20 protein-coding genes are annotated in these 23,969 nt (G+C 66.7%); 2 read left to right on the forward strand and 18 right to left on the reverse strand.

From position 1 onward, the window contains the following. Position 1: 1 nt before the first annotated feature. Complete coding sequence (locus WS54_RS22300; RefSeq protein WP_059781079.1) at positions 2-1,210, reverse strand: RluA family pseudouridine synthase; 1,209 nt, start codon at positions 1,208-1,210, stop codon at positions 2-4. Between the two features lie 41 nt (positions 1,211-1,251). Here WS54_RS22300 and WS54_RS22305 point away from each other — a divergent pair, with 41 nt between their 5' ends. Continuing rightward, positions 1,252-2,076 (forward strand): outer membrane protein assembly factor BamD, encoded by an 825-nt coding sequence (locus WS54_RS22305; protein ID WP_034207426.1) that lies wholly within the window; start codon positions 1,252-1,254, stop codon positions 2,074-2,076. Between the two features lie 121 nt (positions 2,077-2,197). Here the strand turns inward: WS54_RS22305 and WS54_RS22310 are convergent, their stop codons facing one another. The 3 genes from WS54_RS22310 to WS54_RS22320 all read right to left on the reverse strand — a co-directional run bounded on the left by WS54_RS22310 (position 2,198) and on the right by WS54_RS22320 (position 5,541). Then, the gene (locus WS54_RS22310) at positions 2,198-4,444 is read right to left on the reverse strand and encodes an ATP-dependent DNA helicase (protein WP_059781076.1); all 2,247 of its coding nucleotides are present in this window, start codon (positions 4,442-4,444) and stop codon (positions 2,198-2,200) included. 55 nt (positions 4,445-4,499) lie between these two features. Continuing rightward, entirely contained in the window at positions 4,500-4,715 is a 216-nt protein-coding gene (locus WS54_RS22315; protein ID WP_006478692.1) for a YdcH family protein, read from the reverse strand. A 76-nt stretch (positions 4,716-4,791) separates the two neighbouring features. Then, entirely contained in the window at positions 4,792-5,541 is a 750-nt protein-coding gene (locus tag WS54_RS22320; RefSeq protein WP_034207428.1) for a hypothetical protein, read from the reverse strand. Between the two features lie 164 nt (positions 5,542-5,705). On the opposite strand from WS54_RS22320, the gene WS54_RS22325 reads away from it, so the two are divergent. After that, entirely contained in the window at positions 5,706-8,030 is a 2,325-nt protein-coding gene (locus WS54_RS22325) for a Tex family protein (protein WP_059781073.1), read from the forward strand. A 110-nt stretch (positions 8,031-8,140) separates the two neighbouring features. On the opposite strand, the gene WS54_RS22330 is transcribed toward WS54_RS22325, so the two are convergent. The 14 genes from WS54_RS22330 to ispG form a co-directional block, all read right to left on the reverse strand. Beyond that, positions 8,141-10,057: a potassium transporter Kup gene (locus WS54_RS22330; RefSeq protein WP_034207430.1), complete on the reverse strand. Its 1,917-nt coding sequence runs from the start codon at positions 10,055-10,057 to the stop codon at positions 8,141-8,143. Between the two features lie 274 nt (positions 10,058-10,331). After that, positions 10,332-10,928, reverse strand: coding sequence for a phosphoribosyltransferase (locus WS54_RS22340; RefSeq protein WP_006485899.1), 597 nt, complete (start codon positions 10,926-10,928; stop codon positions 10,332-10,334). Between the two features lie 7 nt (positions 10,929-10,935). Then, complete coding sequence (locus WS54_RS22345; RefSeq protein WP_034207431.1) at positions 10,936-12,282, reverse strand: adenylosuccinate synthase; 1,347 nt, start codon at positions 12,280-12,282, stop codon at positions 10,936-10,938. A 113-nt stretch (positions 12,283-12,395) separates the two neighbouring features. Next, a complete protein-coding gene (locus WS54_RS22350) occupies positions 12,396-13,544 on the reverse strand; it encodes an ATP phosphoribosyltransferase regulatory subunit (RefSeq protein WP_034207432.1) in 1,149 nt (382 codons plus the stop codon). Between the two features lie 111 nt (positions 13,545-13,655). Next, entirely contained in the window at positions 13,656-13,847 is a 192-nt protein-coding gene (locus WS54_RS22355) for a DUF2065 domain-containing protein (RefSeq protein WP_034207433.1), read from the reverse strand. Positions 13,848-13,883: 36 nt separating this feature from the next. Then, complete coding sequence (gene hflC, locus WS54_RS22360) at positions 13,884-14,783, reverse strand: protease modulator HflC (RefSeq protein ID WP_034207434.1); 900 nt, start codon at positions 14,781-14,783, stop codon at positions 13,884-13,886. A gap of 15 nt (positions 14,784-14,798) precedes the next feature. Then, positions 14,799-16,145, reverse strand: a complete 1,347-nt coding sequence (gene hflK, locus WS54_RS22365) for an FtsH protease activity modulator HflK (protein WP_059781071.1) — start codon at positions 16,143-16,145, stop codon at positions 14,799-14,801. Positions 16,146-16,192: 47 nt separating this feature from the next. Continuing rightward, on the reverse strand, positions 16,193-17,365 hold the full coding sequence (hflX, locus tag WS54_RS22370) for a GTPase HflX (RefSeq protein ID WP_179949341.1): 1,173 nt from the start codon (positions 17,363-17,365) through the stop codon (positions 16,193-16,195). Between the two features lie 72 nt (positions 17,366-17,437). Further along, the gene (gene hfq / locus WS54_RS22375; protein WP_006399927.1) at positions 17,438-17,677 is read right to left on the reverse strand and encodes an RNA chaperone Hfq; all 240 of its coding nucleotides are present in this window, start codon (positions 17,675-17,677) and stop codon (positions 17,438-17,440) included. 141 nt (positions 17,678-17,818) lie between these two features. Next, positions 17,819-19,156 (reverse strand): ribosome biogenesis GTPase Der, encoded by a 1,338-nt coding sequence (der, locus tag WS54_RS22380; protein WP_052100298.1) that lies wholly within the window; start codon positions 19,154-19,156, stop codon positions 17,819-17,821. 247 nt (positions 19,157-19,403) lie between these two features. Next, complete coding sequence (gene bamB, locus WS54_RS22390; RefSeq protein ID WP_034207438.1) at positions 19,404-20,549, reverse strand: outer membrane protein assembly factor BamB; 1,146 nt, start codon at positions 20,547-20,549, stop codon at positions 19,404-19,406. A gap of 41 nt (positions 20,550-20,590) precedes the next feature. Continuing rightward, on the reverse strand, positions 20,591-21,220 hold the full coding sequence (locus WS54_RS22395; RefSeq protein WP_059781068.1) for a tetratricopeptide repeat protein: 630 nt from the start codon (positions 21,218-21,220) through the stop codon (positions 20,591-20,593). Between the two features lie 55 nt (positions 21,221-21,275). Beyond that, positions 21,276-22,616 (reverse strand): histidine--tRNA ligase, encoded by a 1,341-nt coding sequence (hisS, locus tag WS54_RS22400; RefSeq protein ID WP_034207440.1) that lies wholly within the window; start codon positions 22,614-22,616, stop codon positions 21,276-21,278. Between the two features lie 20 nt (positions 22,617-22,636). Beyond that, positions 22,637-23,941, reverse strand: coding sequence for a flavodoxin-dependent (E)-4-hydroxy-3-methylbut-2-enyl-diphosphate synthase (ispG, locus tag WS54_RS22405; RefSeq protein ID WP_034207441.1), 1,305 nt, complete (start codon positions 23,939-23,941; stop codon positions 22,637-22,639). Between the last annotated feature and the right edge of the window lie 28 nt (positions 23,942-23,969).

The following is a 23,969-nucleotide window of genomic DNA, read 5'->3' on the forward strand; positions in this document are numbered from 1 at the left end:
CTCACTCCTCCTCATCGTCCAGGTACGGCTCGTCGTCGTGATACTCGCCGCCGAAATCGTCATCGTCGTAGAGATTGTCGTCGTCGTCGAATTCCTCGTCGCCCTGCCCGAAGCCGAGCGCCGCGACCAGTGCGTTCATGTCGTCCGGCAACGGGCAGCGCCACTGCATCGCCTTGCCCGTGACCGGATGCACGAGACCGAGCCGCCACGCATGCAGCGCCTGTCGTGCGAACCCGTCCGGCAGCGGCGCGACCGAGCGCTTGCCGCGCGCACGCCCGTAGACCGGATCGCCGAGCAGCGGATGGCCGGCGTGCGCGCAGTGCACACGGATCTGATGCGTGCGGCCGGTTTCGAGATCGCATTGAATCGCCGACACCGGCTGACGTTGCCACAGGCATGTGTCAACCGTACGGAAATGCGTGCGCGCGGGCTTGCCCGACGCGCCGGTAACCACGGCCATGCGCGTGCGCTCGCGCGGGTCGCGGCCGATCGGCGCGTCGATCGTGCCTTCCTCCGGCATCGTGCCCCACACCAGCGCGAAATAGCGGCGCTTCACTGTGCGGGCCTGCAACTGGCGCACGAGGTCCGTCTGCGCGGCCAGCGTGCGGGCGACCACCATCAGGCCGGACGTTTCCTTGTCGAGCCGGTGGACGATCCCCGCGCGCGGCAGGCCGGCCGCCGCGTCGCCGTAGCGATGCAGCAGACCGTTGAGGATCGTGCCGCTCCAGTTGCCGGCGGCCGGATGGACGACGAGACCGGCCGGCTTGTTGATGACGACGAGCGCGTCGTCCTCGTAGATCACGTCGAGCAGCACGGGCTCCGGCGTGAACGCGAGCTGCTCGGGCAGCAGATCGGGCACGAGCTCGATCTTCGCGCCCAGCGGCACCGGCTGGCGGATCTTCGCCGGCGCGCCGTCGACAAGCACGCGCTGCGCCTCGATCCAGCTCTGCAGGCGGCTGCGCGAGAATTCGGGGAACAGTTGGGCGAGCGCCTTGTCGAGACGTTCGCCCGCGAGCGACAGCGGCACTTCGACGATGCGCGGCGCGTCGTCGCGCGCCGCGGACGGCACCACGGGCGCCTGCATCGCGTCGCCGGCCAGATCGTCATCGAGGGAATCCCCCGACGCGGCGTCGGCGGGCCGATCGCTTGGGCTATAATCTTCGCGATTTGGTGTGCCCGGCTGGGCATTCTGCGAACTTGAACGGGTCATTTAGACTGGGTCACCGAGACTTGAAGCTAGGACATGCGAGCATGATGAATTCGACCAAACGCACGGCCAGAACCGTCGCCGCCCGGGCTGCGGCGGTAGCGGCCGCGGCCCTCATCGCCGGCTGCCACGGCTTGCCGCAGAAGCAGGACGAGACGGCTACCTGGTCGAACAACAAATTATACTCAGAGGCCCAGGACGCACTGTCCGGCGGCGACTGGGGCAAGTGCGCGAAATATTTCGAATCGCTGCAAGGCCGCGATCCGTTCGGCCATTTCGCGCAACAGGCGCAGATCAACGTTGCATACTGCAACTGGAAGGACAACGAAGCGGCGGCCGCCGACCAGGCCGTCGATCGCTTCATCCAGCTCCACCCCGATCATCCGGATATCCCGTACGCGTACTACCTGAAGGGGATGATCCACTTCAACGACGATCTCGGCCTGTTCGGGCGCTTCTCCGGCCAGGACATGAGCGAACGCGATCCGCAGGCGCTGCGCGAATCGTACGATGCGTTCAAGGTCGTCGTCGACCGCTTCCCGAAAAGCAAGTACGCACCCGATGCGGCCGCGCGGATGCGCTACATCGTCAACGCGCTCGCATCGCACGAAGTGCACGCGGCCGACTACTACTATCGCCGCGGCGCGTATGTCGCGGCGATCAACCGCGCCCAGCTCGCGATCAAGGACTACAAGGGCGCGCCGGCGATCGAAGACGCGCTGCACATCATGATCCTGTCGTACGGCAAGCTGAACCAGCCGGAACTCGCCGAGGACACCAAGCGCGTGCTCGCGGGCACGTTCCCCGACAGCCCGTACGTGACGGGCCATGCGCGCCCCGGTGCGAAGAAGTCGTGGTGGCAGTTCTGACGCACGGCGCGCTGCAACACCCGTTGCGCATACGAAAAACCCGGCCATCGAGCCGGGTTTTTTATTGGCGCCGCATTCGGTCGACGCCAGGGCGTTCGCGCGGCAAGCGCCGCGCGTGCGCTCACGCGCGCTTGTCCGCGCGGTGCTCGTCGAAGAAATCCTGCACGACCGCGATCTCGCGCGTGCGCTTGAACGGCGGCAAGCTTTGCCAGATCCGGCGCCCGTAAGGCTTGTCGACGAGCCGCGTATCGCAGATCATCAGCACGCCGCGATCCGTCTCCGCGCGAATCAACCGGCCCGCGCCCTGCTTCAGCGTGATCACGGCCTGCGGCAGTTGATGCACGGCGAACGGGCTCAGCCCCTTCTTCGTCAACGCGTCGAGCCGCGCTGCCAGCACCGGATCGTCCGGCGGCGCGAACGGCAGCTTGTCGATCACGACCAGCGACAACGCATCGCCGCGCACGTCCACGCCTTCCCAGAAACTCTGGCTGCCGACCAGGATCGCATTGCCGTACGCGCGGAAACGGTCGAGCAGCTCGGTGCGGCTTGCGTCGCCCTGCACGAGCAGCGGCATGTTCCAGCCGCGCGATTCGATCGCGTCGCGCAGCTTCGACGCGATCCGGTCGACCGCGCGCAGCGTCGTGCACAGCATGAACACGCCGCCGCCGGACGCCTCGATCGCCGGCAGCGCGGCATCGAAGACGGCGTCGGTAAATGCCGGCGACGACGGCTGCGGCAGATTGCGCGGCACGTACAGCAGCCCCTGCGACTGGTAATCGAACGGGCTGGCGAGCGTCATCGAACGACGCGAGCTGAGGCCCATCTGCGCCGCGTAGTGCGTGAAATCGCCGCGCACCGACAACGTCGCCGACGTGAACACCCATGCACGCGGTACGCCCGCACGCTGTTTCGCGAAAATCGGCGCCACCGACAGCGGCGTTTCATGGAGCTGGACGGTATGCGCGAACACCTCGACCCAGCGCACCTTCTCGTTCGGATCGCCGTCGGCGGCCGCGTTGTCGCCGGCCGCCGCATCGGCCTTCGCTGCCGCTTGCGCCGCGCCGGGCGCGACCCAGCCCGCCAGCAGGTCCTGCAGCTCGCGGGCGCGCCGCAGGCATGCGCCGAGCGATTCCGCGCGCTCGGCCTGGCTCGCGAGCGCCGTTGCGAGCGCATCGAGCGCAACGTCGAGCGCGTCGAGCGCACCGAACATCGGGTGATCGTCGCCGAGCTGTGCGAGCGACATGCGCACGATCTGGTCGTTCGCGAACGCGAGACGCAAGTCGCGCGCCGCGCGCTCGAGATCGCCGCCGAGCTTCACCCACTCCACCGCATCGCGCGCATGGCTCAGGCCCTCGGCGACCGTGTCGCGCGCGAGCTCGAGGATCTGCGTCGTCGACAGCGTCTCGCCGAAGAACAGCGTCGCCGTTTCCGGCAACTGGTGCGCTTCGTCGAAGATGATCGTGTTCGCGTTCGGCAGCAGTTCGGCCATCCCCGTGTCGCGCAGCATGATGTCCGCGAAGAACAGGTGATGGTTGACGACGACGACGTCGGCCTGCTGGGCCTCGCGCCGCGCCTGCATCACGAAGCATTCCTTGTAGTGCGGGCACTCCTGGCCGAGGCAATTGTCGCGCGTGGACGTGACCATCGACCACACGGGCGCCGTTTCCGGCACGCTCGCGAGTTCGGCCTTGTCGCCGCTCTTCGTGATTTTCGCGAAGCGGACGATTTCCTGCAGATACGCGGTGTCCTGCCGCGACGGCAGCCGGCCGTTGTCGGCGGTGCGTTGCAGGTAGTAATGGCAGAGGTAGTTCGAGCGTCCCTTGAGCATCGCGACCGTCACCGGCACCGCGAGCGCGTTGCGCACGGTCGGGATGTCGCGCTGGAACAACTGGTCCTGCAGGTGCTTCGTGCCGGTCGACACGATCACCTTGCCGCCCCACAACATGGCGGGCACGAGATACGCGTAGGTCTTGCCGGTACCCGTGCCGGCCTCGACGATCAGCGTGTTGTCGCCTGCGTCGTTGTCGGATTCGGCTGGCGCGGCGGCGTCCCCGGCCGCCTCGGCCGCCTGGCCGCCGTCGCCGAGGCGGCGCGCCGGCCGCTTGCGGGTTTCGAAGATCTCGGGCTCGGGCATCCGGCGTGCGGACGCTTCCATCGCGGACGCGACCGCGCGCGCCATCTCGATCTGCGACGTACGCGGTCGATAGCCGTCGAGCGCGCGCGCCAGCAACCCGCCTTCGCCGAAGATCGTGTCGAGTTCGTCGACGCGCTTGCGGCTCAGCTCGAAAGTGCCTTCGGGCGCACGAACGCGCCCGGCGGACGTCGTGTCACGCCGGGCATCGGGGGTGGCTTCAAGCGGTGAATTCAAGGCAAGCGTTCCTGTGTCCAGCGCCCGAGCGGCGCCGGCGCTTGCCAGGCCGCGCTCAGGCGCGCTTATCCGGTTCGAGCTGCGATTGCAGCAAAATGATTTTGTCCTTGGCGGCCAGCTTTTCCTTCTTCAGCCGGTGCAGCGTGATGTCGTCGATGTCGGAGTGTCCTTCCTTCAGCTCGATCTCCCGAGCGAGCTGCTGGTGCTGCTCCTGCAATGCAGCCAAACGGTTGTGCAATTCCTGCTGCTGTTCCGTGTGACGGTTTTGCATACCTGCCTCCTCATCGAAGCAGCGCGACGGCTGGCGTGCCGACGCGCCCGAGACTGAGCCCGATCAATTCAACACGTTACTGCCCCTGCTGTTGCTGCTTGGCCTTCTCGGCCGCTTCCTGCTGACGCCGCTCGACATCGGCCTTGTGCTGCGCGGCTGCCTTCTGCTTCTGCTCGTAGCGCGTGGCGTTGTCCGCCCGCTCCTGCGCCTTCTGCGCCGCCTGCTGGTGCGCCTGGTCGAGCTTGCGCTGGAAATCCGCCTGCTTCTGGTCGTATGCCTGCTTGTTCGCCGCGCGTTGCGGGGCTTCCGCGCCGCGCTGCGCCTGCTTCAGTGCATTCTGCTCCTGCTTGTCGCGGAATGCAGCCGCGTTCGCCGCGTCGTTCGCCGCCCGCTGCGGCGCTTCCGCCGCGTCCCGGGCCTGCTTCAGCGCCTGCTGCTGGTCGCGCTGCTGCGCCCGCACCGCGCGCTGCTCGTCGTTGAGCGCGAGTTGCTCCTGGCGAATGCTCGCCCGCTCCTCGCGCATCCGATCGCGCGCCTTGCCGAGACAATGGTTGACGAAGAACTTGCTGTAACAATCGTGCTCCGCCACCGCATAACGATAATCGTTTTCCGCGGAACGTTGATTGAGCACTTTTTGACGGGCGTCGAAATCCGGCGCGGCGGAGGCTGCGACGGGCGCGGAAGCGGCGGCGTCCGGCGCGCTGGCGCCCGAGGCCTGCGCGAATGCGCCGGAAGGCCCGGCAGACAAAGCGGCGGCGAGCGCTGCGCCGAGCGCGACGAGAGAAATACGGGAAGTTGGCAACGTCGTAGGAAAGCTGCGGGACATGTGTCAAATTCTATCACCCCCGGCTGGACGCTCCGCCATTTATGGCAAAATGCCCCGCTTCATTCACCCGCGGCCTCTGGCCCGGCGGGCCGGCCGGGCAGCCCGCCGCTCCGGGCCTGCCGGCCCGCGCCGCGATTTCAGCAGGCAGACAGACCATCCACGACATGACGGAAACCGTAGCACTCAAGATCGTACAGCGCATCGCCACCGAACTGTCCGTCCAGCCGCGCCAGGTCGCGGCGGCCGTGCAACTTCTCGACGAAGGCTCGACCGTTCCGTTCATTGCCCGGTACCGCAAGGAAGTGACCGGCAACCTGGACGACACGCAGTTGCGCCAGCTCGAGGAACGCCTCCTGTACCTGCGCGAACTCGAGGATCGCCGCGCCGCGATCCTGTCGAGCATCGACGAACAGGGCAAGCTGACCGACGAACTGCGTGCCGCGATCGACGCGGCCGACAGCAAGCAGGTGCTCGAGGACCTTTATCTGCCGTACAAGCCGAAGCGCCGCACGCGTGCGCAGATCGCCCGCGAGGCAGGCCTCGAGCCGCTCGCACAGGCGCTGCTCGCGAATCCGCTGCTCGACCCGCAGACCGAGGCGGCCGCGTATGTCGACGCCGACAAGGGCGTCGCCGACGTGAAGGCCGCGCTCGACGGCGCGCGCGACATCCTGTCCGAACAGTTCGGCGAGACGGCGGAGCTGCTCGGCAAGCTGCGTGACTACCTGCACAACCAGGGCGTCGTGTCGTCGGCGGTCGTGGAGGGCAAGGAAAACGAGGAAGGCGAGAAATTCCGCGACTATTACGACTACGCGGAAACGATCAAGACGGTGCCGTCGCACCGCGCGCTCGCGCTGTTCCGCGGCCGCAACGCGGGCGTGCTGACGATCAAGCTCGGCCTCGGCGAAGAGCTCGACGCGCAGGTGCCGCATCCCGGCGAGGCGATGATCGCGCGCCATTTCGGCATCGCGAACCAGAATCGCCCGGCCGACAAATGGCTGTCCGACGTCTGCCGCTGGTGCTGGCGCGTGAAGGTGCAGCCGCATATCGAAAACGAACTGCTCACGCAACTGCGCGAAACGGCCGAAACCGAAGCGATCCGCGTGTTCGCGCGCAACCTGAACGACCTGCTGCTGGCCGCCCCGGCCGGCCCGAAGGCCGTAATCGGCCTCGACCCCGGCCTGCGCACCGGCGTGAAGGTCGCGGTCGTCGATCGCACCGGCAAGGTGCTCGCGACCGACACGATCTACCCGCACGAACCGCGCCGCGACTGGGACGGCTCGATCGCGAAACTCGCGCGCCTCGCCGCGCAGACGCAGGCCGAACTGATCAGCATCGGCAACGGCACCGCGTCGCGCGAAACCGACAAGCTCGCGAGCGAACTGATCGCGAAACACCCGGAGCTGCGGCTGCAGAAGATCGTCGTGTCGGAAGCCGGCGCGTCGGTCTACTCGGCGTCCGAGCTCGCCGCGAAGGAATTCCCGGAGCTCGACGTGTCGCTGCGCGGCGCCGTGTCGATCGCCCGTCGCCTGCAGGACCCGCTCGCCGAGCTCGTGAAGATCGAGCCGAAGGCGATCGGCGTCGGCCAGTATCAGCACGACGTGAACCAGCGCGAACTCGCCCGCTCGCTCGACGCGGTCGTCGAGGATTGCGTGAACGCGGTCGGCGTCGACGCGAACACGGCGTCGGCCCCGCTGCTCGCCCGCGTGTCGGGCCTGAACGCGACGCTCGCGCGCAACATCGTCGACTATCGCGACGCGAACGGCCCGTTCCCGTCGCGCGAGCACCTGCGCAAGGTGCCGCGCCTCGGCGACAAGACCTTCGAACAGGCCGCCGGCTTCCTGCGCATCAACGGCGGCGAGAATCCGCTCGATCGCTCGTCGGTGCACCCGGAAGCGTATCCGGTCGTCGAACGGATGCTCGCGAAGATCAACAAGCGCATCGACGACGTGCTCGGCAACCGCGAAGCGCTAGCGGGCCTGTCGCCGATGGAATTCGTTGACGAACGTTTCGGCCTGCCGACCGTGCGCGACATCCTGGCCGAGCTGGAAAAGCCGGGCCGCGATCCACGCCCGGAATTCAAGACGGCCACGTTCCGCGAAGGCGTCGAGAAGGTCTCGGATCTCGTGCCGGGCATGACGCTCGAAGGCGTCGTGACGAACGTCGCCGCATTCGGCGCGTTCGTGGATATCGGCGTGCACCAGGACGGCCTCGTCCACGTGTCCGCGATGTCGACGAAGTTCATCAAGGATCCGCACGAAGTCGTGAAGGCCGGCCAGGTCGTCAAGGTGAAGGTGATCGACGTCGACGTGAAGCGCCAGCGCATTCCGCTGACGATGCGCCTCGACGACGACGCGGCAGCCCCCGGCACGTCGTCGCGCGGCGGCCAGGATCGCGGCAACGCGGGGCGCGGCGCCGCCCGCCCGCAGCGGACGCGCGAGCCGGAACCGGCCGGCGCGATGGCCGCGGCATTCGCGAAGCTGAAACGCTGAGTCGAAGGCGCCGAAGCAATAAAAAACCCGCCGAAAGGCGGGTTTTTTATTGCTTCGGCGGCGCGCAGCCCGATTCGGCATGGGCCGCATACGCAGCCCGCTCGCGCCCGTCAGATCTCGATCTTCGTCCCGAGCTCGACGACGCGATTCGCCGGAATCGAGAAGAAATCGGTCGGCTTCGCCGCGTTCTGATGCATCCACGCGAACACGCGCTCGCGCCAGATCGACATGCCGGGCAGATGCGTCGGCACGACCGTTTCGCGCGCGAGGAAGAACGACGTGTCCATCAGCTCGAACGTCATGTCGTGCGTGCGGCCGAATTCCTCGAGCACGGCCTTCACGTCCGGCGTCTCGTTGAAGCCGTACTCGGCCTTGACGATGTACAGTCCGCCGCCCGCATCACGCGAGCTCAGGCGCCTGTCGTCGCGCACGTACGGAATGTCGCGCGTGACGAACGTCAGGAAAATGGTCCGCTCGTGCAGCACCTTGTTGTGCTTCAGGTTGTGCAGCAGGCTGACGGGCACGAGCTTGTCGTTGCCGGTCAGGTAGATCGCGGTGCCCGACACGCGATGCGGCGGATGCGCGAGCAGCCCCTGCAGGAACGGCTCGAGCGGAATACCGTCGGCCGCCGTGCGCTCCTTGACGATGTGACGCCCCTTGTACCAGGTCATCAGCAGGAAGAACAGCAGCGCACCGATGCCGAGCGGCAACCAGCCGCCCTGCGCGACCTTCAGCAGGTTCGCGCCGAAAAAGCCGAGGTCGATCGCGAGGAACACCGCGATGATCGCGCCGACCAGCAGCCGGTTCCAGTTCCACACCTTCACCATCACGACGCACGCGAGCACGGTCGTGATCACCATCGTCGCCGTCACCGCGATACCGTACGCGGCCGCGAGGTTGTCCGAACTCTTGAAACCGACGACGATACAGAGGATCACGAACAGCAGCAGCCAGTTCACGACCGGCACGTAGATCTGGCCGATCGCAAGCTCGGACGTATGCAGCACCTTCATGCGCGGCACGTAGCCGAGCTGGATCGCCTGCGACGTCAGCGAATACGCACCGGAGATCACGGCCTGCGACGCGATCACGGTCGCGACCGTCGACAGCACGACGAGCGGCAGCAGCCCCCATTCGGGCGCGAGCAGGAAGAACGGGTTTTCGATCGCTTTCGGATTCTGGATCAGCAGCGCGCCCTGACCGAAGTAGTTCAGCACGAGCGACGGCATCACGAGCCCGTACGCGGCCAACCGGATCGGCTTTGCACCGAAATGGCCCATGTCCGCGTAGAGCGCTTCCGCACCGGTCAGCACCAGCACGACCGAGCCGAGCACGACGTACGCCTGCAGCAGGTGATCGGCCATGAACGACGCCGCGTAATACGGATTGATTGCCGCGATGATGCCCGGCACGCGAACGATGTGGTATACGCCGAGCGCCGCGATCACGACGAACCACAGCACCATGATCGGGCCGAACAGCTTGCCGACCAGCGCGGTGCCGTGCCGCTGGATCCAGAACAGCGCGATCAGGATCACGATCGTGATCGGCAGCACGAGATGGGACAGGTGCGGCGTCGCGATCTCGAGGCCTTCGACGGCCGACATCACCGAGATCGCCGGCGTGATCACCGCGTCCCCGTAGAACATGCACGCGCCGAATATCCCGAGCGCCATCAGCGCACCCGCGACCCGCGTTTTCGAGTCGAGCGGCCGCAGCGACAGCGCCATCAGCGCGAGCACGCCGCCTTCGCCGTTGTTGTCCGCCCGCATCACGAACAGCAGGTACTTGACGCCGACCACCAGCACGATGGCCCAGAACAGCAGCGAGATCACGCCGAGAATCGACCCTTCGGTCAGCGGAATGCCGTGCGCGGGGCTGAACGCCTCCTTGAGCGAATACAGCGGGCTGGTGCCGATGTCGCCGAACACGACGCCGATGGCTGCTATCGCTAGCGCCCGCATCGAGTGTTGTTGCGTCGAATGCGGCGCGTGTGCGGCGTCGGTCGCGTGAGTCGTGTCGTTCATATGAAACGTAATAATCGGGTCCGGGTCGGACAAAACGAGCGCTATTCTACTCGCGCCCCCGTGAAACACCGCCCTGCCGTGTTGCCGTGAAGCCACGTGATCCACGCTGCGCATGCAATCCGGCGCGACCTGTGGCAGGGCTGCCATCATAGCCGGCGCCGCGCCGCCTGCCTATCGGGTGCACAGCGCGGCCCGCGCTGCGCCCCGGCGCGCCAATGAAAAACGGCGCCGCAAGCGGCGCCGTACAAGGCTTTCCTTCGATCCGGCCGGCCGCTTACGCGCCCGAACCGTCGCGCTGTGCGCGACCGCGCTTGATCCACGCCTCGAGGTTGTGCGGCCGGACCGTATCCCACTCCTCGAACGGCTGATGAATCCACGGATTCGTCGGCAGGAACTGCGTGTGATAGTCGGGCTTGACCTTCGAGCAGCCCTTGTACCAGAGCACGGCCGAACGCACGGCCGTCACGGACGGATAGCGCTCCTTCAGGTGCTCCTGCACGCGCGCGAGCGTGACGCCCGAATCGACGAGATCGTCGACCAGCAGCACGTTGCCCGCCAGGTTGCCGCGCGTCATCGTGATGTACTGCGCGATGTCGAGCTCGCCCTGCTCGGTGCCGGCCGCTTCCCGGTACGAACTCGTCGCGAGAATCGCGAGCGGCACGTCGTAGATGCGCGACAGTTGGTCGCCGACGCGCAGGCCGCCGCGCGCGAGGCACAGGATCTGGTCGAACTTCCAGCCCGAGGCATGCACCTGGAGCGCAAGCAGCTCGATCAGCCGGTGATACTCGTCCCAGCCTACCCACAGGTTCTTGTCGTCGTTGCGCGGATCGGTCATCAAGTCTGCCGCCGTCATCGTGATTTGCTGCGTCATCTGGGAATTACACCTTGAACGGATGGCGGAGCAGGATCGTTTCGTCGCGATCCGGGCCCGTCGACACCATGTCGACCGGCACGCCGGCCACTTCCTGGACGCGGGCGAGGTATGCCCGCGCGTTCGCCGGCAGCGCGTCCCACGTATTGATCCCGACGGTGCTTTCCTTCCAGCCGGCGAACGTCTCGTACACCGGTTCGCAACGCGCGACATCGACCGCGCCGCGCGGCAGGATGTCCACGTCCTTGCCGTCGACCTGGTAGCCGACGCACAGCTTGACTTCGTCAAGGCCGTCGAGCACGTCGAGCTTCGTCATGCACAGGCCCGACACGCCGTTGATCTGGATCGAGCGGCGCAGCGCGGCCGCATCGAGCCAGCCGGTGCGGCGCGGACGGCCGGTGACCGAACCGAATTCCTTGCCGACGTTCGCGAGCGTGACGCCGATCTGGTCCTGACGCTGCGGGTTGTCCGCATCGTACAGTTCGCTCGGGAACGGGCCCGAACCGACGCGCGTGCAATACGCCTTCGTGATGCCGAGGATGTAGTTGAGCTTCTGCGGACCGACGCCCGCGCCGGCCGACGCCGCACCTGCGACGCAGTTGCTCGACGTGACGAACGGATAGGTGCCGTGGTCGATGTCGAGCAGCGTGCCTTGCGCGCCTTCGAACAGCAGGTTCTGGCCCGCATTGTTCGCGTCGTACAGGCGGCGCGACACGTCGGCCACCATCGGCTTCAGGCGGTCGGCATAGCCGAGCATCGTGTCGAGCGTGGCCTGGAAATCGACGGCCGCGCCGCCCAGATACTGGGTCAGCACGAAATTGTGGAAATCGAGATTTTCGCGCAGGCGATCGGCGAAGGTCTTCGCATCGAACAGGTCCTGCACGCGCAGCGCGCGGCGGCCGACCTTGTCTTCGTACGCGGGGCCGATGCCGCGGCCGGTCGTACCGATCTTGCCTGCGCCCTTGCGCGCTTCGCGCGCCTGGTCGATCGCGATGTGGTACGGCAGGATCAGCGTCGTGGCTTCGGAGATGAACAGGCGGTCGCGCACGTTCACGCCGGCTTCTTCGAGCTCGCCGATTTCCTTGAACAGTGCTTCGGGGGACAGGACGACGCCGTTGCCGATGTAGCAGGCGACGCCTTCACGCATGATGCCCGACGGAATGAGGCGCAAGATCGTTTTCTTGCCGCCGATGATGAGGGTGTGGCCGGCGTTGTGACCGCCCTGGAAACGCACGACGCCTTGAGCGTGGTCCGTCAGCCAGTCGACGATCTTGCCCTTGCCTTCATCACCCCATTGCGTTCCCACGACGACGACATTGCGCCCGGGAGTCACGTTCACTGCGCTGGCAGACATGTTGATTCGTTAGCTGGTTAAAAACGTATTCTACCTATGTTCGCGGGCGATTCCGAATTTTTCCGTTTCGCTTCAACGATATGCACGCCGAAGCACGGCCCGCGAGCGCCTCTTTATCGGGGTTCGACCACCCACGCGCCGTTGCGCTCGACGAGCGAACGATCGCACGCGAATTCGTCGAGCACGTGATCGTGGCCCGGCAGCGCCTGGATCACGACCTCGCCCGCATCGCGCAGCGCCGCGACGGCCGCGCCCAGCGCATCGTCCTGCGCCCACGGCGCGAGGATCGCGGTGCCGCGCGCCTCGACCGGCGAAATTCGTGCGAGCTCGCGCAGGTCGAGCGAGAAGCCGGTCGCTGGCCGCGCCCGGCCATAGGCCTGCCCGACGTGGTCGTAACGGCCGCCGCGCGCGATCGCGTTCGGCACGCCGTCGATGTAGGCGCTGAACATCGCGCCGCTGTGATACGCATAGCCGCGCAGGTCGGCGAGATCGATCGCGACTTCGACGCCCTTCGCCTGCGACGCGAGCTGCGCGAGATCGTCGAGCGCCTGCGTGATTTCGGGCAGCACCGGCAGGCGCGTGCGCGCCTCGGCGAGCACGCTCGCGTCGCCGTAGAGGTTCGGCAGCGCGCGCAACGCGGCGCGCGTATCGGCGCCGAGATCGTCGGTGAGTTCGTTCAGCAGCGGCACGTCCTTGCCCGACAGCGCGTCGTACAGCGACTCGCCACGCTCGGCGGCCTGCGCGTCGCGCGCCAGCAGCGCCGCGAGCACGCCCGCGTGGCCGAGGTCGAGACGGATGCGCGACAGGCCCGCGAGATGCAGCGCGTCGAGCATCAGTTGCTGGATCTCGAGATCGGCTTCGAGCCCGGCGTGGCCGTAGATTTCGGCGCCGATCTGGATCTGCTCGCGCGTCGCGTGCAGGCCGCGCGGACGCGTATGCATCACGTGGCCCGCGTAGCAGAGGCGCGTCACGCCCTGACGGTTCAACAGGTGCGCGTCGATCCGCGCGACTTGCGGCGTGATGTCCGCGCGCAGGCCGAGCGTGCGGCCCGACAGCTGGTCGACCAGCTTGAAGGTGCGCAGGCGCAGATCGGCGCCGCCGCTCGTCAGCAGCGACTCGAGATACTCGAGCAACGGCGGCATCACCATTTCGTAGCCGTACGAACGGAAGCGGTCGAGCAGCCTGCGGCGCAGCTCCTCGATCTTGCGCGCTTCCGACGGCAGTACGTCGGCGATATTCTCGGGAAGTAACCAGGTCGACATCGGTACGGTCCTACGACGGGAAACGGCGCGACACGCGCGCCGCGAGTTGAATCGAAACTTCGAAATCGGGCGGAACGAACGGCGGATGCGCCGTCCGGATCGGGGCGCCGGTCAGGTCGCGAGCAGCAGCAGCGCGAGCCCGAGCACCATCACGATCAGCCCGCCGATCCGGATATGATGCGGCGGCCGCTCGGCTATTCTACGAAACGTGTCGCGCCAGGCGACGGGAAACACGAAGGGGAACGCCCCCTCGATGATCAGCATCAGCGCTACTGCGAGCAACAACGAGCCAGCCAGGTCCATGCGAGCGACGGCGCCGCTCGACGCGGCGCCCCAAGGTCAATGTTTGCGGGGAGCAGGCGCCGCCGGTGCCGCGCCGCCCGTCGGGCTGCGCATGAAGCGGAAGAACTCGCTGTCGGGATCGACGACGATGATGTCGTTGCGCTTGAACGTATTCCGGTAGGCCTGCAGGCTCGCGTAGAACTGATAGAACTGCGGATCGCGGCCGAACGCATCGGCGGCGATCGTCGCGGCCTTCGCGTCGCCCTCGCCCTTGATCGCCTGCGCGGACTTGTACGCGTTCGCGAGCACGGCCTGCTGCTCGCGTTCGGCATCGGCCTTGATCTGCTCGACGTCGGCCGCGCCTTGCGCACGCACCTGGGCCGCCTGATCGCGCAACGCGCCGATCATCCGTTGATAGACGGCGTCCGTCTGCGCGGCCGGCAGATCGACACGCGTGAGCTGGACGTCGACCACGTCGACGCCGAAACCGGCCGCGCTCGCCTTCGCCGCATCGCGGGCCGCATCCGCGATCGCGCGCTGGCCGCCGAGGGCGTCGTCGAGCGCGCGCTTGCCGAATGCATCGCCGAGCGCGCTCTTCAGCGTGCCGGACAGTCGTTCGCTCGCCGCCGCCGGGTCGCCGCCCGTCGCGGTGAAATATTTCATCGGATCGCTGATCCGGTACTTCACCGCATACGCGACGAGCAGGTCGTGCTTGTCTTCGGTTGCCAGTTGCAGCGGATCGGACGACTCGAGCGATTGCAGGCGCGTGTCGATCAGCGTCGCCGTCTGCAGCGGCGGCGGCAGCTTGAAATGGACGCCGGGGCCCGCGAGTTCCGGCTGCGTGCCGTCGCGGCCCGACAGCACGGCCGTATGGCGCGGATCGACGGTGAGGACCGTCGACGACGCCGCGAAGGCAACGATCACGATTGCGACGACGAGCGCAATGATTCGGTTCATGTTCTGCGCTCCCCGTTACTTCGTATCGTCTTCACGCGACCGGCTGCGAAACGCGTCGCGCGATCGCAACACGTCGACACCTGACGCGGCGGCGGCCGATGCGGCGCTCGCCGGCACGGCTGCAGCCGCCGACGGCGCCGTGGCCGCCGGTGCCGACGCCGCCTCGGCGGCGGACGCGCCGGCCGACGTCGCGGCGTTTTGCCGGCCCCGCTCGACGAGCTTGTCGAGCGGCAGGTACACGACGCTGTTACCGCCCTTGTTGCCGACGAACACCTTCGTCGCGTTCGAATAGATTTCCTGCATCGTCTCGAGGTACATGCGCTCGCGAATGACCGCGGGCGCCTTCGAGTACTGCGCGTAGACCTGCTTGAAGCGGTCCGCGTCGCCCTCGGCTTCCGTGACCACGCGATCGGCATATGCCTTCGCTTCGTCGACGAGCTTCGCCGCATCGCCCTGCGCCTTCGGCAGCAGGTCGCTCGCATACGCCTGCGCGGCGCGCTTCGCGGCCTCGCGCTCGTCGCGCGCCTTCGCGACTTCGGCGTAGGCGGCCTGGGTCTGCTCGGGCGCCGCGACGCTCTGCATCGTGACGGCCGTCACCTCGAGCCCCGACTGGTAGCGGTCGAGATCGCGCTGGATCGCGCTCGAAAGCTGCTCGCGCAGCGCATCGCGGTCCTGGTTCAGCATGTCGGCCGCGCTGCGCGTGCCGACGATCGCGCGCACCGCGGCCTGCGCGGCCTGCGACACGCTGCGCTCGGGATCGACGCTGCGGAACAGGTAATCGGTGGCGGAACGGATCCGGTACTGGACGATGAAGCGCACGTCGACGATGTCGGCATCGCGCGTCAGCATCGCGGCTTCCTTGACGTTCGCGAGGCGCACGACGTTATTGCGGCCGATCTCGATCGAGCGGACCTGCGACGTGTCGACGATCTCGTGCGACGCGAACGGATACGGCGCGCGCCAGTGCACGCCCTGGCCGACCGTGCCCGACACCTTGCCGAGTTGCAGCACGACGCCCGTCTGACCTTCCTGTACGACGAACAGCCCGCTGCCCGCATAAATCGCGACCAGCACGCCGATCACGATGCCGACGCCGACTCGTGCGGCCCGGCCGTTGTCGGGACGGAAGCCGTTGCCGCCCTTGCCGCCGAACAGGCCGCTCAGGCGCCGGTTGAAATTGCGCCACATCTCGTCGAGATCGGGCGGCCCGTCGCCGTCGCCGCCTGGCGGACGCTTCGATTCGTTCGCGCGGGGGCGGGATCCGTCCTTGCCATTGCCTTCGCCGCGTCCCCAGCGGGGATCGTTGATCGACAGCAAGGCGCGCATCCGCCGCCAGGTACTCCGCTCGTTGTATTCGTTCACCAGAGTTTGTTCACCAGATTGGACGCCGGCGAACCGGCCGGGACCGGTTAGCGCCCGTGTTCGGAAATCGTGTGGTCTTCGTGCGATTCAGCGGACGTGCCATCGAGCGCGTCGGGCAACGTCGCGCTGGAAAGGTGTTCCGCGGAGGCGATTTCGGCGATGGCGGCACGCAACGTATCGAGACCCTGACCGGTGCGCGCGCTCAAAAAGACGCGCGAAATATTACCATACTCGTCCCGCTCGACCGCGTCGCCGCGGGCCGCCAGCTCGGGCACGGCGTCGATCTTGTTGAACACCAGCACCTGCCGGATCGTGTCCGCGCCGATCTCGTGCAGCACGCCGTTGACCTGCTCGATCTGCTCGAGCCTGACCGCGCTCGACGCATCGACCACATGCAGCAGCAGATCCGCATGGATCGTTTCCTCGAGGGTCGCGCGAAACGCCGCGACGAGCTGGTGAGGGAGCTCGCGGATGAATCCGACCGTATCGGACACGACGATCTGCCCGACCTCGTCGCCGAGGTACACGCGCCGCGACGTCGTATCGAGCGTCGCGAACAGCTGGTCGGCCGCGTACGCCTGCGCTTTCGTCAGCGCATTGAACAGCGTCGACTTGCCCGCGTTCGTATAGCCGACGAGCGACACCGACATCGTGCCGCTGCGCGCGCGCTGCCGGCGCTGCGTGCTGTGCTGGCGGCGCAGCCGGTCGAGCCGCGACTTCAGCATCTTGATGCGTTCGCCGATCAGCCGGCGGTCGGTTTCGAGCTGGGTTTCGCCGGGGCCGCGCAGGCCGATACCGCCCTTTTGCCGCTCGAGGTGGGTCCATGCGCGAATGAGCCGGGTCGACAGGTATTGAAGCTGCGCGAGCTCGACCTGCAGCTTGCCTTCATGGCTGCGGGCACGCTGCGCGAAGATGTCGAGGATGAGGCTCGTGCGATCGACCACGCGCCTGTTAAGCGCCTGCTCCAGATTGCGTTGCTGGGCGGGCGCCAGCGCATGGTTGAAGATGACGATTTCGACGTTGTGCGCGTCGCAGGCAAGCCGCAGTTCTTCGGCTTTGCCGCTGCCGATGAACATCTTGGCATCGGGACTTGAGCGACGACCCGTGAGGGTGACGGCGGGACGGGCCCCCGCGCTGGAGGCGAGAAGACTGAGTTCTTCGAGACTGGCTTCGAAATCGGTCTTGCCGAAATCGATGCCGACGAGCGCTGCGTTGATCAAATTATCGGGTGTCAAGATAAGGCGGCTGGCATCGGTCGCTCGCGGCGACCGGATGCCGGCCGCTGCGATAGGTTAGGACGAGGCTTCCGCGTCCGGGTGGAAATTCACCGGGCGCGCCGGCACGACCGTCGAGATGGCGTGCTTGTAAACCATCTGGGTCACCGTATTACGGAGCAACACGACGTACTGGTCGAACGATTCAATGTTCCCTTGAAGCTTGATGCCGTTGACGAGGTAGATCGAAACGGGAACGTGCTCTTTGCGCAGTGCGTTCAAAAACGGGTCTTGTAACAATTGCCCTTTGTTGCTCATGGCGTACTCCATCTTTTTTTGCAGGTTGATCTGGATTGGCGGCGAAGAAAAAGAGATCCGGCGCCAATCGCTACACTATAGCCGATTTTGCCTGCCCCGCCCGGGCATAGGCCATGCGGCCTAGCCGTTGCGGGACATGCTTCAGCCCTTGTCCGCGTACGGGTTGTTCGACGAACGGAACTCTATGCGCAATGGAGTCCCGGTCAGCGAGAAAGTTTCGCGGAATCGGTTTTCGAGGTAGCGCTTGTAGGTTTCCGTCACCGCATCGAGCGCGTTGCCGTGGATCACGATGATCGGCGGATTCTGGCCGCCTTGGTGCGCGTAGCGCAGCTTCGGACGCACCGGGCCGCGACGGCGCGGCTGCTGGAATTCGACGGCCTCGATCAGCGCGCGCGTGAGCTTCGGCGTCGGCAGCTTCGACATCGCCGCCGCGTAGGCATCGTCGACCGAGCGCATCAGCGCGCCGATACCCGTCTTCTTCGCGGCGGAAATGAAGTGCGATTTCGCGAAGTCGAGGAATTTCAGCTTGCGGGTCAAATCCGCTTTCGCGCGGTCGCGCGCGTGGTCGTCGAGGCCATCCCACTTGTTGACGCCGATCACGAGCGCGCGGCCCTGCTCGACGACGAAACCGGCGATGTGCGCGTCCTGGTCGGAAATGTCCTGCTGCGCATCCAGCAGAAGAATGACGACGTTCGCGTCGGAAATCGATTGCAGCGTCTTCACGACCGAGAACTTCTCGATCGCCTCGAACACCTTGCCGCGGCGCCGCAGGCCCGCCGTGTCGATCAGCGTGTATTTCTTGCCGTTACGCTCGAAGTCGACGTAGATCGAATCGCGCGTCGTGCCCGGCATGTCGAACGCGATCACGCGGTCTTCGCCGATCAACGCGTTGACGAGCGTCGACTTGCCGACGTTCGGACGGCCGACGATCGCGATCTTGATGCCGCGCGACGGATCGTCCTCGTCCGCTTCCTCGGGCTGGCCCGCGTACGCGACTTCGAGCGCCTCGTTGATCATGTCGGTCACGCCGTCGCCGTGCGCGGCCGAGATCGCGCGCGGATCGCCGAGCCCGAGCTCGTAGAAATCCGTCGCGACCGCCGTGTACTTCATCCCCTCGGCCTTGTTGACGACCAGGAAGATCGGCCGGCCGGTCTTGCGCAGGTAGTCGGCGATCGACTTGTCCTGCGGCGCGAGCCCGTTGCGGCCGTCGACGATGAACACGACGACGTCGGCTTCCTCGACGGCCTGCCGCGTCTGGCGCGCCATCTCGTGCAGGATGCCGTCCTTCGCGACGGGCTCGAAGCCGCCGGTATCGACGACCAGGTACGGCCGCGCGCCGACGCGCCCTTCGCCGTAGTGGCGATCGCGCGTGAGGCCCGGCAAGTCGGCGACCAGCGCATCGCGCGAGCGCGTGAGCCGGTTGAACAGCGTGGATTTCCCCACATTGGGGCGCCCAACGAGGGCAATGACCGGTTTCATCTGTGTTTTCTACGGTGAAGCGCAGCAGCGGGAGGCCCGCTGCTGCGGGCGGCTGCGCTGAATGAAAATATCACGAATTCGCGCCGCGCCGGATGCGCGCGCCCGGCGCGCGTTGCGCGCCGTCGTCTTTCGTCTCGAACTGCCTTTCAAATACCGAGCGGCCGGGAACACCGGCCGCCGTCAAGTCGCGCGGCCGCGACGCGCGGGCCCTGCCCGCCACGCCACGGCCACGCCGGTTTCCTGCGTGTCAGCGCGGACGGAACCCGTACAGGCCGCCGTCCTTCGTCTGCACGACGAGCGTATTGCCCGCGAGGACCGGCGCCGCCGTAATCGCGCTGCCGTCGGTCTTCATCCGCGCAATGAAGCTGCCGTCCTCGCGCGACAGGAAGTGCACGAAGCCCTTGTAATCGCCCATCACGACCGCATGCCCGAGCAGATATGGCACGCCGACGTCGCGGCTCTTCAGCTTGTCGTTGCGCCAGAGCTGGTTGCCCGTGGCCGCGTCGTATGCGGTGACGACCGACCAGTCGTCGCCGCCGGCGACCACCGAATCGTCCTGCGCGAGGCCGCTGCGGCTCGAGAACGGCTTTTCCCACAGCGGACGGCCCGAGTTCGCATCGAAGCAGCCGAGCTGACCCTGGAACGTCACCGCGCAGGCTTCCGCCCCCACGAGCGTCGGCGGGCCGCTGACGTCGTTGATGCGCTCGACCTCGGTCACGCCCTTCGGGAACGACACCGGAGTCTGCCAGAACGGCTCACCCGTCTGCAGGTTGATCGCGACGAGCCCGCCGCCCGGGAAGCCCGCCAGTACGGCCGCGTCGCCCGCGAACGTCATGCCGGCCGACACGCGCAGGTTCAGCGGCACCGCACGGTTGCGGTAGGCCCACTTCTGCTCGCCCGTCTGCGCGTTGAACGCGATCACCTGGCCGTCGATCGTGCGGACGATCACGAGACCGTTACCGACGAGCGGCGGCGAGAAGATCTCGCCCTGCACGCTGGTCTTCCACAGCTGCTTGCCGTCCGGGCCCAGCACGAACACGCCGCCCTTCAACGCGCCGACCGCGGTCAGGTTGCCATCGCTGCCGACACCGGCCGACAGGTCCGAACCGACCTTCGAGCGCCAGAGCGTCTGGCCCGTCTTCGCGTCGATCTTCTCGACCGAACCGTTTTCGCCCGCCGCATAAACGGCGTCGCCCACGGCCACCGGCGAGAACAGGTAGCGTCCGCCCTTGCCGACGCTCGCCTTCCAGACCTGTTGCACGTCCAGGACAGGCTTGAACTCGGTGAGCGGCGTCGGCACGCGGCGCGCGTCCTTCGACGACGAGCAAGCCGCCAGAGCGAGGACAGCCGCCGCGCAGGCAACGGGCACAGCGTAACGTTTCAGCAAATTCATCGGTTAGCGAAGCAGAGTTAAGAGGTTGAGGGGACCGGGATTCAGCCGCCGAGCGCGTCCAGCTTGAACTGCACGAGCTGGCGCGCGGACTGGTCGTCCTTCGACAGGCCGTCGAGCGCGAGCTTGTAAGCCGCGCGCGCATCGTCGGTCTTGCCTTGCGCGGCCAGCAGATCGCCGCGACGATCGGCCACGAGGCCCTTGAATGCATCGACCGGCGTACCCGAGAGCAGCGCGAGGCCTGCATCGTACGCCTTCTCGTCGAGCAGCAGCGACGCGAGGCGCAGCTTCGCGATCTGCTTGTACTCGTCGTCCTTGGCATGATCGACGGCCCATTGCAGTTGCGCCTTCGCGCCTGCCGCGTCGCCGGCCGCATACAGCGTCTTCGCGGCCGCGAGCGCCGTCATCTGCGCATACGGCGTGCTGCCGAACTTGTCTTCCATGTCGGCAGCCGCGCGGGCCATCGTTGCCTTGTCGTTCGCGGCGGCAGCCTTCAGGACTTGCTCGTACAGCCCGGACGCCTCGGCAGCCTGACGGCGCTGCCAGTAGTTCCAGCCGTTGAAACCGGCCGCGACGACGAGCGCCGCGAGCACGATCCACGTGGTGAGGTTGCCCCAGCGGGCCCACCACGCCTTGAGATTTTCAATCGATTCTTGTTCGTCGTGATAACTCATCGGCGAGCGATTCCTTCCTGTTCAGGCTTTTCTTGTCGAGCGAATGCGAGCGCGATCAGTCGTCGCCGTCTTCGGCGGATGCAACCATCGCATTGATTAGGAATTCGGTCAAGCTTTCGACCGGTACGGTCTGCTGAACGTTCTTTTCCCCTTCCGCACCCGCGCCGCGCAACGCTTTCACGCCCACCGTGCCGTTCGCGACCTCTTCTTCGCCGAAGATCACCGCGAACGCGGCGCCGCTTGCATCGGCCCGCTTCATCTGCGACTTGAAACTCGCCGGCGCGCCGTCGGCGCTGCAGTGGAAGATCACGTCGAGGCCCGTGTCGCGCAGGCGCTCGGCCGCGATGAAAGCCTGTTCGCGCGCGGTTTCGCCCTGATGCACCACATACACGTCGACGCCTTCCTGCTCGGGCGCCAGATCCTCCTCCTTCAACAGCTCGAGGATGCGCTCGATACCCATCGCCCAGCCGCACGCGGCGGTCGGCTTGCCGCCGAGCTGCTCGATCAGCGGATCGTAGCGGCCGCCGGCCGCGACCGTGCCCTGCGCGCCGAGCTTGTCGGTCACCCATTCGAACACGGTCAGGTTGTAGTAATCGAGGCCGCGCACGAGACGCGGGTTGATCTTGAACGGAATGTTGTTCGCGAGCAGCAGGCGCTGCAGCCCTTCGAAGTGCGCACGCGATTCGTCGCCGAGGAAGTCGATCAGCTTCGGCGCGTTCTGCGCGATTTCCTGCAGCGCGGGATTCTTCGTGTCGAGCACGCGCAGCGGGTTCGTATACAGGCGGCGCTTTGCGTCCTCGTCGAGCACGTCCGCGAACTGCTCGAGGTACTTGATCAGCTCGACGCGGTGCGCGGCGCGCTCCTCGGCAAGGCCGAGCGAATTGATCTCGAGCTTGATGCCGGTCAAGCCGAGGTCGTCCCACAGGCGCTGGCACATCATGATGATCTCGGCATCCGCATCGGGACCCGCGAAGCCGAGCGCCTCGACGCCGACCTGGTGAAACTGGCGATAGCGGCCGCGCTGCGGACGCTCGTGACGGAACATCGGGCCGATGTACCACAGGCGCTTCGGGCCGTCGTACAGCATGTTGTGCTCGATCGATGCGCGCACGACCGCCGCGGTGTTTTCCGGGCGCATCGTCAGGTTCTCGCCGTTCAGCGCGTCGGTGAAGCTGTACATCTCCTTCTCGACGATGTCGGTGACTTCGCCGATGCCCCGCGTGAAGAGCTGCGTATGTTCGACGATCGGCGTGCGGATGTTCTGGTAGCCGTACGCGCGCAGCAGCGATTTCACGGTAGCTTCGAAGAATTCCCACAGGCCGGCATCCTGCGGAAGGATGTCGTTCATGCCTTTGACGCCGGTGAGCTTCTCGATCTTGCGTTTCTGTTCAGTCATCGTTCGTGTGTGTGGACGAATTAGTTCAGGGCCTCGGTGCGGCCGTAATTGCGTGCGACGTAGTCGCTGACGATCTGCTGGAATTCCTCGGCGATCCGCTCGCCGCGCAGCGTCTTGACCTTCTCGCCGTCGATGAAGACGGGCGCGGCCGGGTTCTCGCCCGACCCCGGCAGGCTGATGCCGATGTTCGCGTGCTTCGATTCGCCCGGGCCGTTGACGATGCAGCCCATCACCGCGACGTTCATCTTCTCGACGCCCGGATATTCCTTGCGCCAGACCGGCATCTGCTCGCGCAGGTAGGTCTGGATCTGCATCGCGAGTTCCTGGAACAGCGTGCTCGTCGTGCGGCCGCAGCCCGGGCACGCGATCACCATCGGCGCGAACGAGCGCAGGCCCATCGTCTGGAGGATTTCCTGGCCGACGATCACTTCGCCCGTGCGCGGCGCGCCCGGCTCCGGCGTCAGCGAGATGCGGATCGTGTCGCCGATCCCTTCCTGCAGCAGCACGCCGAGCGCCGCCGTCGACGCGACGATCCCCTTCGAGCCCATGCCGGCCTCGGTCAGCCCGAGGTGCAGCGCGAAGCCGCAGCGGCGGCCGAGTTCGCGGTACACGGCGATCAGGTCCTGCACGCCGCTGACCTTGCACGACAGCACGATGCGGTCGCGGCCGAGGCCCAGCTCCACCGCGCGTTCGGCCGAGCCGATCGCCGACTGGATCAGCGCCTCGTACATCACGCTCTGCGCGTCCCACGGCTGCGCGCGCGCGCCGTTCTCGTCCATCATGCGCGCGAGCAGGTCCTGGTCGAGGCTGCCCCAGTTCACGCCGATCCGCACCGGCTTGTCGTACTTCGCCGCGGCCTCGATCATCTGCGCGAACTGCGTGTCGCGCTTCGCGCCCTGACCGACGTTACCGGGGTTGATCCGGTACTTCGACAGCGACTCCGCGCAGCCCGGGTAGTCGCGCAGCAGCAGGTGGCCGTTGTAGTGGAAATCGCCGACGAGCGGCACGGTCACGCCCATCCGGTCGAGTTGCTCGCGAATCGCCGGCACGGCGGCCGCGGCTTCGGGTGTGTTGACCGTGATGCGCACCAGTTCGGAGCCCGCGTTCGCGAGTTCCTTGATCTGGATCGCCGTACCGATCGCATCGGCCGTGTCGGTATTCGTCATCGACTGCACGCGCACCGGCGCGTCGCCGCCGATCGTCACGAGTTGCCCGCCCCAGCGGACATCCACCGCATGCGATACACGGCGCGGCTGATGCCCGCCGAACACCGGTTCGGTTGAACAAATCTGACTGCTGCGTGGGGATTGAGCTTCGGATTGCATCGATAGATCCATTTACGCGGAATGCGCC

Origin of the sequence: Burkholderia sp. NRF60-BP8 (genome assembly GCF_001522585.2) — a bacterium.
In the GTDB taxonomy this organism is placed as follows: Bacteria; Pseudomonadota; Gammaproteobacteria; order Burkholderiales; family Burkholderiaceae; genus Burkholderia.

Excerpts from the sequence above, each read along its gene's own strand:
- WS54_RS22320 (WP_034207428.1), bottom strand. The coding sequence starts at position 5,541 with ATGTCCCGCAGCTTTCCTACGACGTTGCCAACTTCCCGTATTTCTCTC.
- WS54_RS22345 (WP_034207431.1), bottom strand. The coding sequence starts at position 12,282 with ATGTCTGCCAGCGCAGTGAACGTGACTCCCGGGCGCAATGTCGTCGTC.
- WS54_RS22340 (WP_006485899.1), bottom strand. The coding sequence starts at position 10,928 with ATGACGCAGCAAATCACGATGACGGCGGCAGACTTGATGACCGATCCG.
- WS54_RS22355 (WP_034207433.1), bottom strand. The coding sequence starts at position 13,847 with ATGGACCTGGCTGGCTCGTTGTTGCTCGCAGTAGCGCTGATGCTGATC.
- hflC (WP_034207434.1), bottom strand. The coding sequence starts at position 14,783 with ATGAACCGAATCATTGCGCTCGTCGTCGCAATCGTGATCGTTGCCTTC.
- WS54_RS22300 (WP_059781079.1), bottom strand. The coding sequence starts at position 1,210 with ATGACCCGTTCAAGTTCGCAGAATGCCCAGCCGGGCACACCAAATCGC.
- WS54_RS22315 (WP_006478692.1), bottom strand. The coding sequence starts at position 4,715 with ATGCAAAACCGTCACACGGAACAGCAGCAGGAATTGCACAACCGTTTG.
- ispG (WP_034207441.1), bottom strand. The coding sequence starts at position 23,941 with ATGCAATCCGAAGCTCAATCCCCACGCAGCAGTCAGATTTGTTCAACC.
- WS54_RS22325 (WP_059781073.1), top strand. The coding sequence starts at position 5,706 with ATGACGGAAACCGTAGCACTCAAGATCGTACAGCGCATCGCCACCGAA.
- WS54_RS22330 (WP_034207430.1), bottom strand. The coding sequence starts at position 10,057 with ATGAACGACACGACTCACGCGACCGACGCCGCACACGCGCCGCATTCG.
- bamB (WP_034207438.1), bottom strand. The coding sequence starts at position 20,549 with ATGAATTTGCTGAAACGTTACGCTGTGCCCGTTGCCTGCGCGGCGGCT.
- WS54_RS22395 (WP_059781068.1), bottom strand. The coding sequence starts at position 21,220 with ATGAGTTATCACGACGAACAAGAATCGATTGAAAATCTCAAGGCGTGG.
- hisS (WP_034207440.1), bottom strand. The coding sequence starts at position 22,616 with ATGACTGAACAGAAACGCAAGATCGAGAAGCTCACCGGCGTCAAAGGC.
- WS54_RS22305 (WP_034207426.1), top strand. The coding sequence starts at position 1,252 with ATGATGAATTCGACCAAACGCACGGCCAGAACCGTCGCCGCCCGGGCT.
- der (WP_052100298.1), bottom strand. The coding sequence starts at position 19,156 with ATGAAACCGGTCATTGCCCTCGTTGGGCGCCCCAATGTGGGGAAATCC.
- WS54_RS22350 (WP_034207432.1), bottom strand. The coding sequence starts at position 13,544 with ATGTCGACCTGGTTACTTCCCGAGAATATCGCCGACGTACTGCCGTCG.
- hfq (WP_006399927.1), bottom strand. The coding sequence starts at position 17,677 with ATGAGCAACAAAGGGCAATTGTTACAAGACCCGTTTTTGAACGCACTG.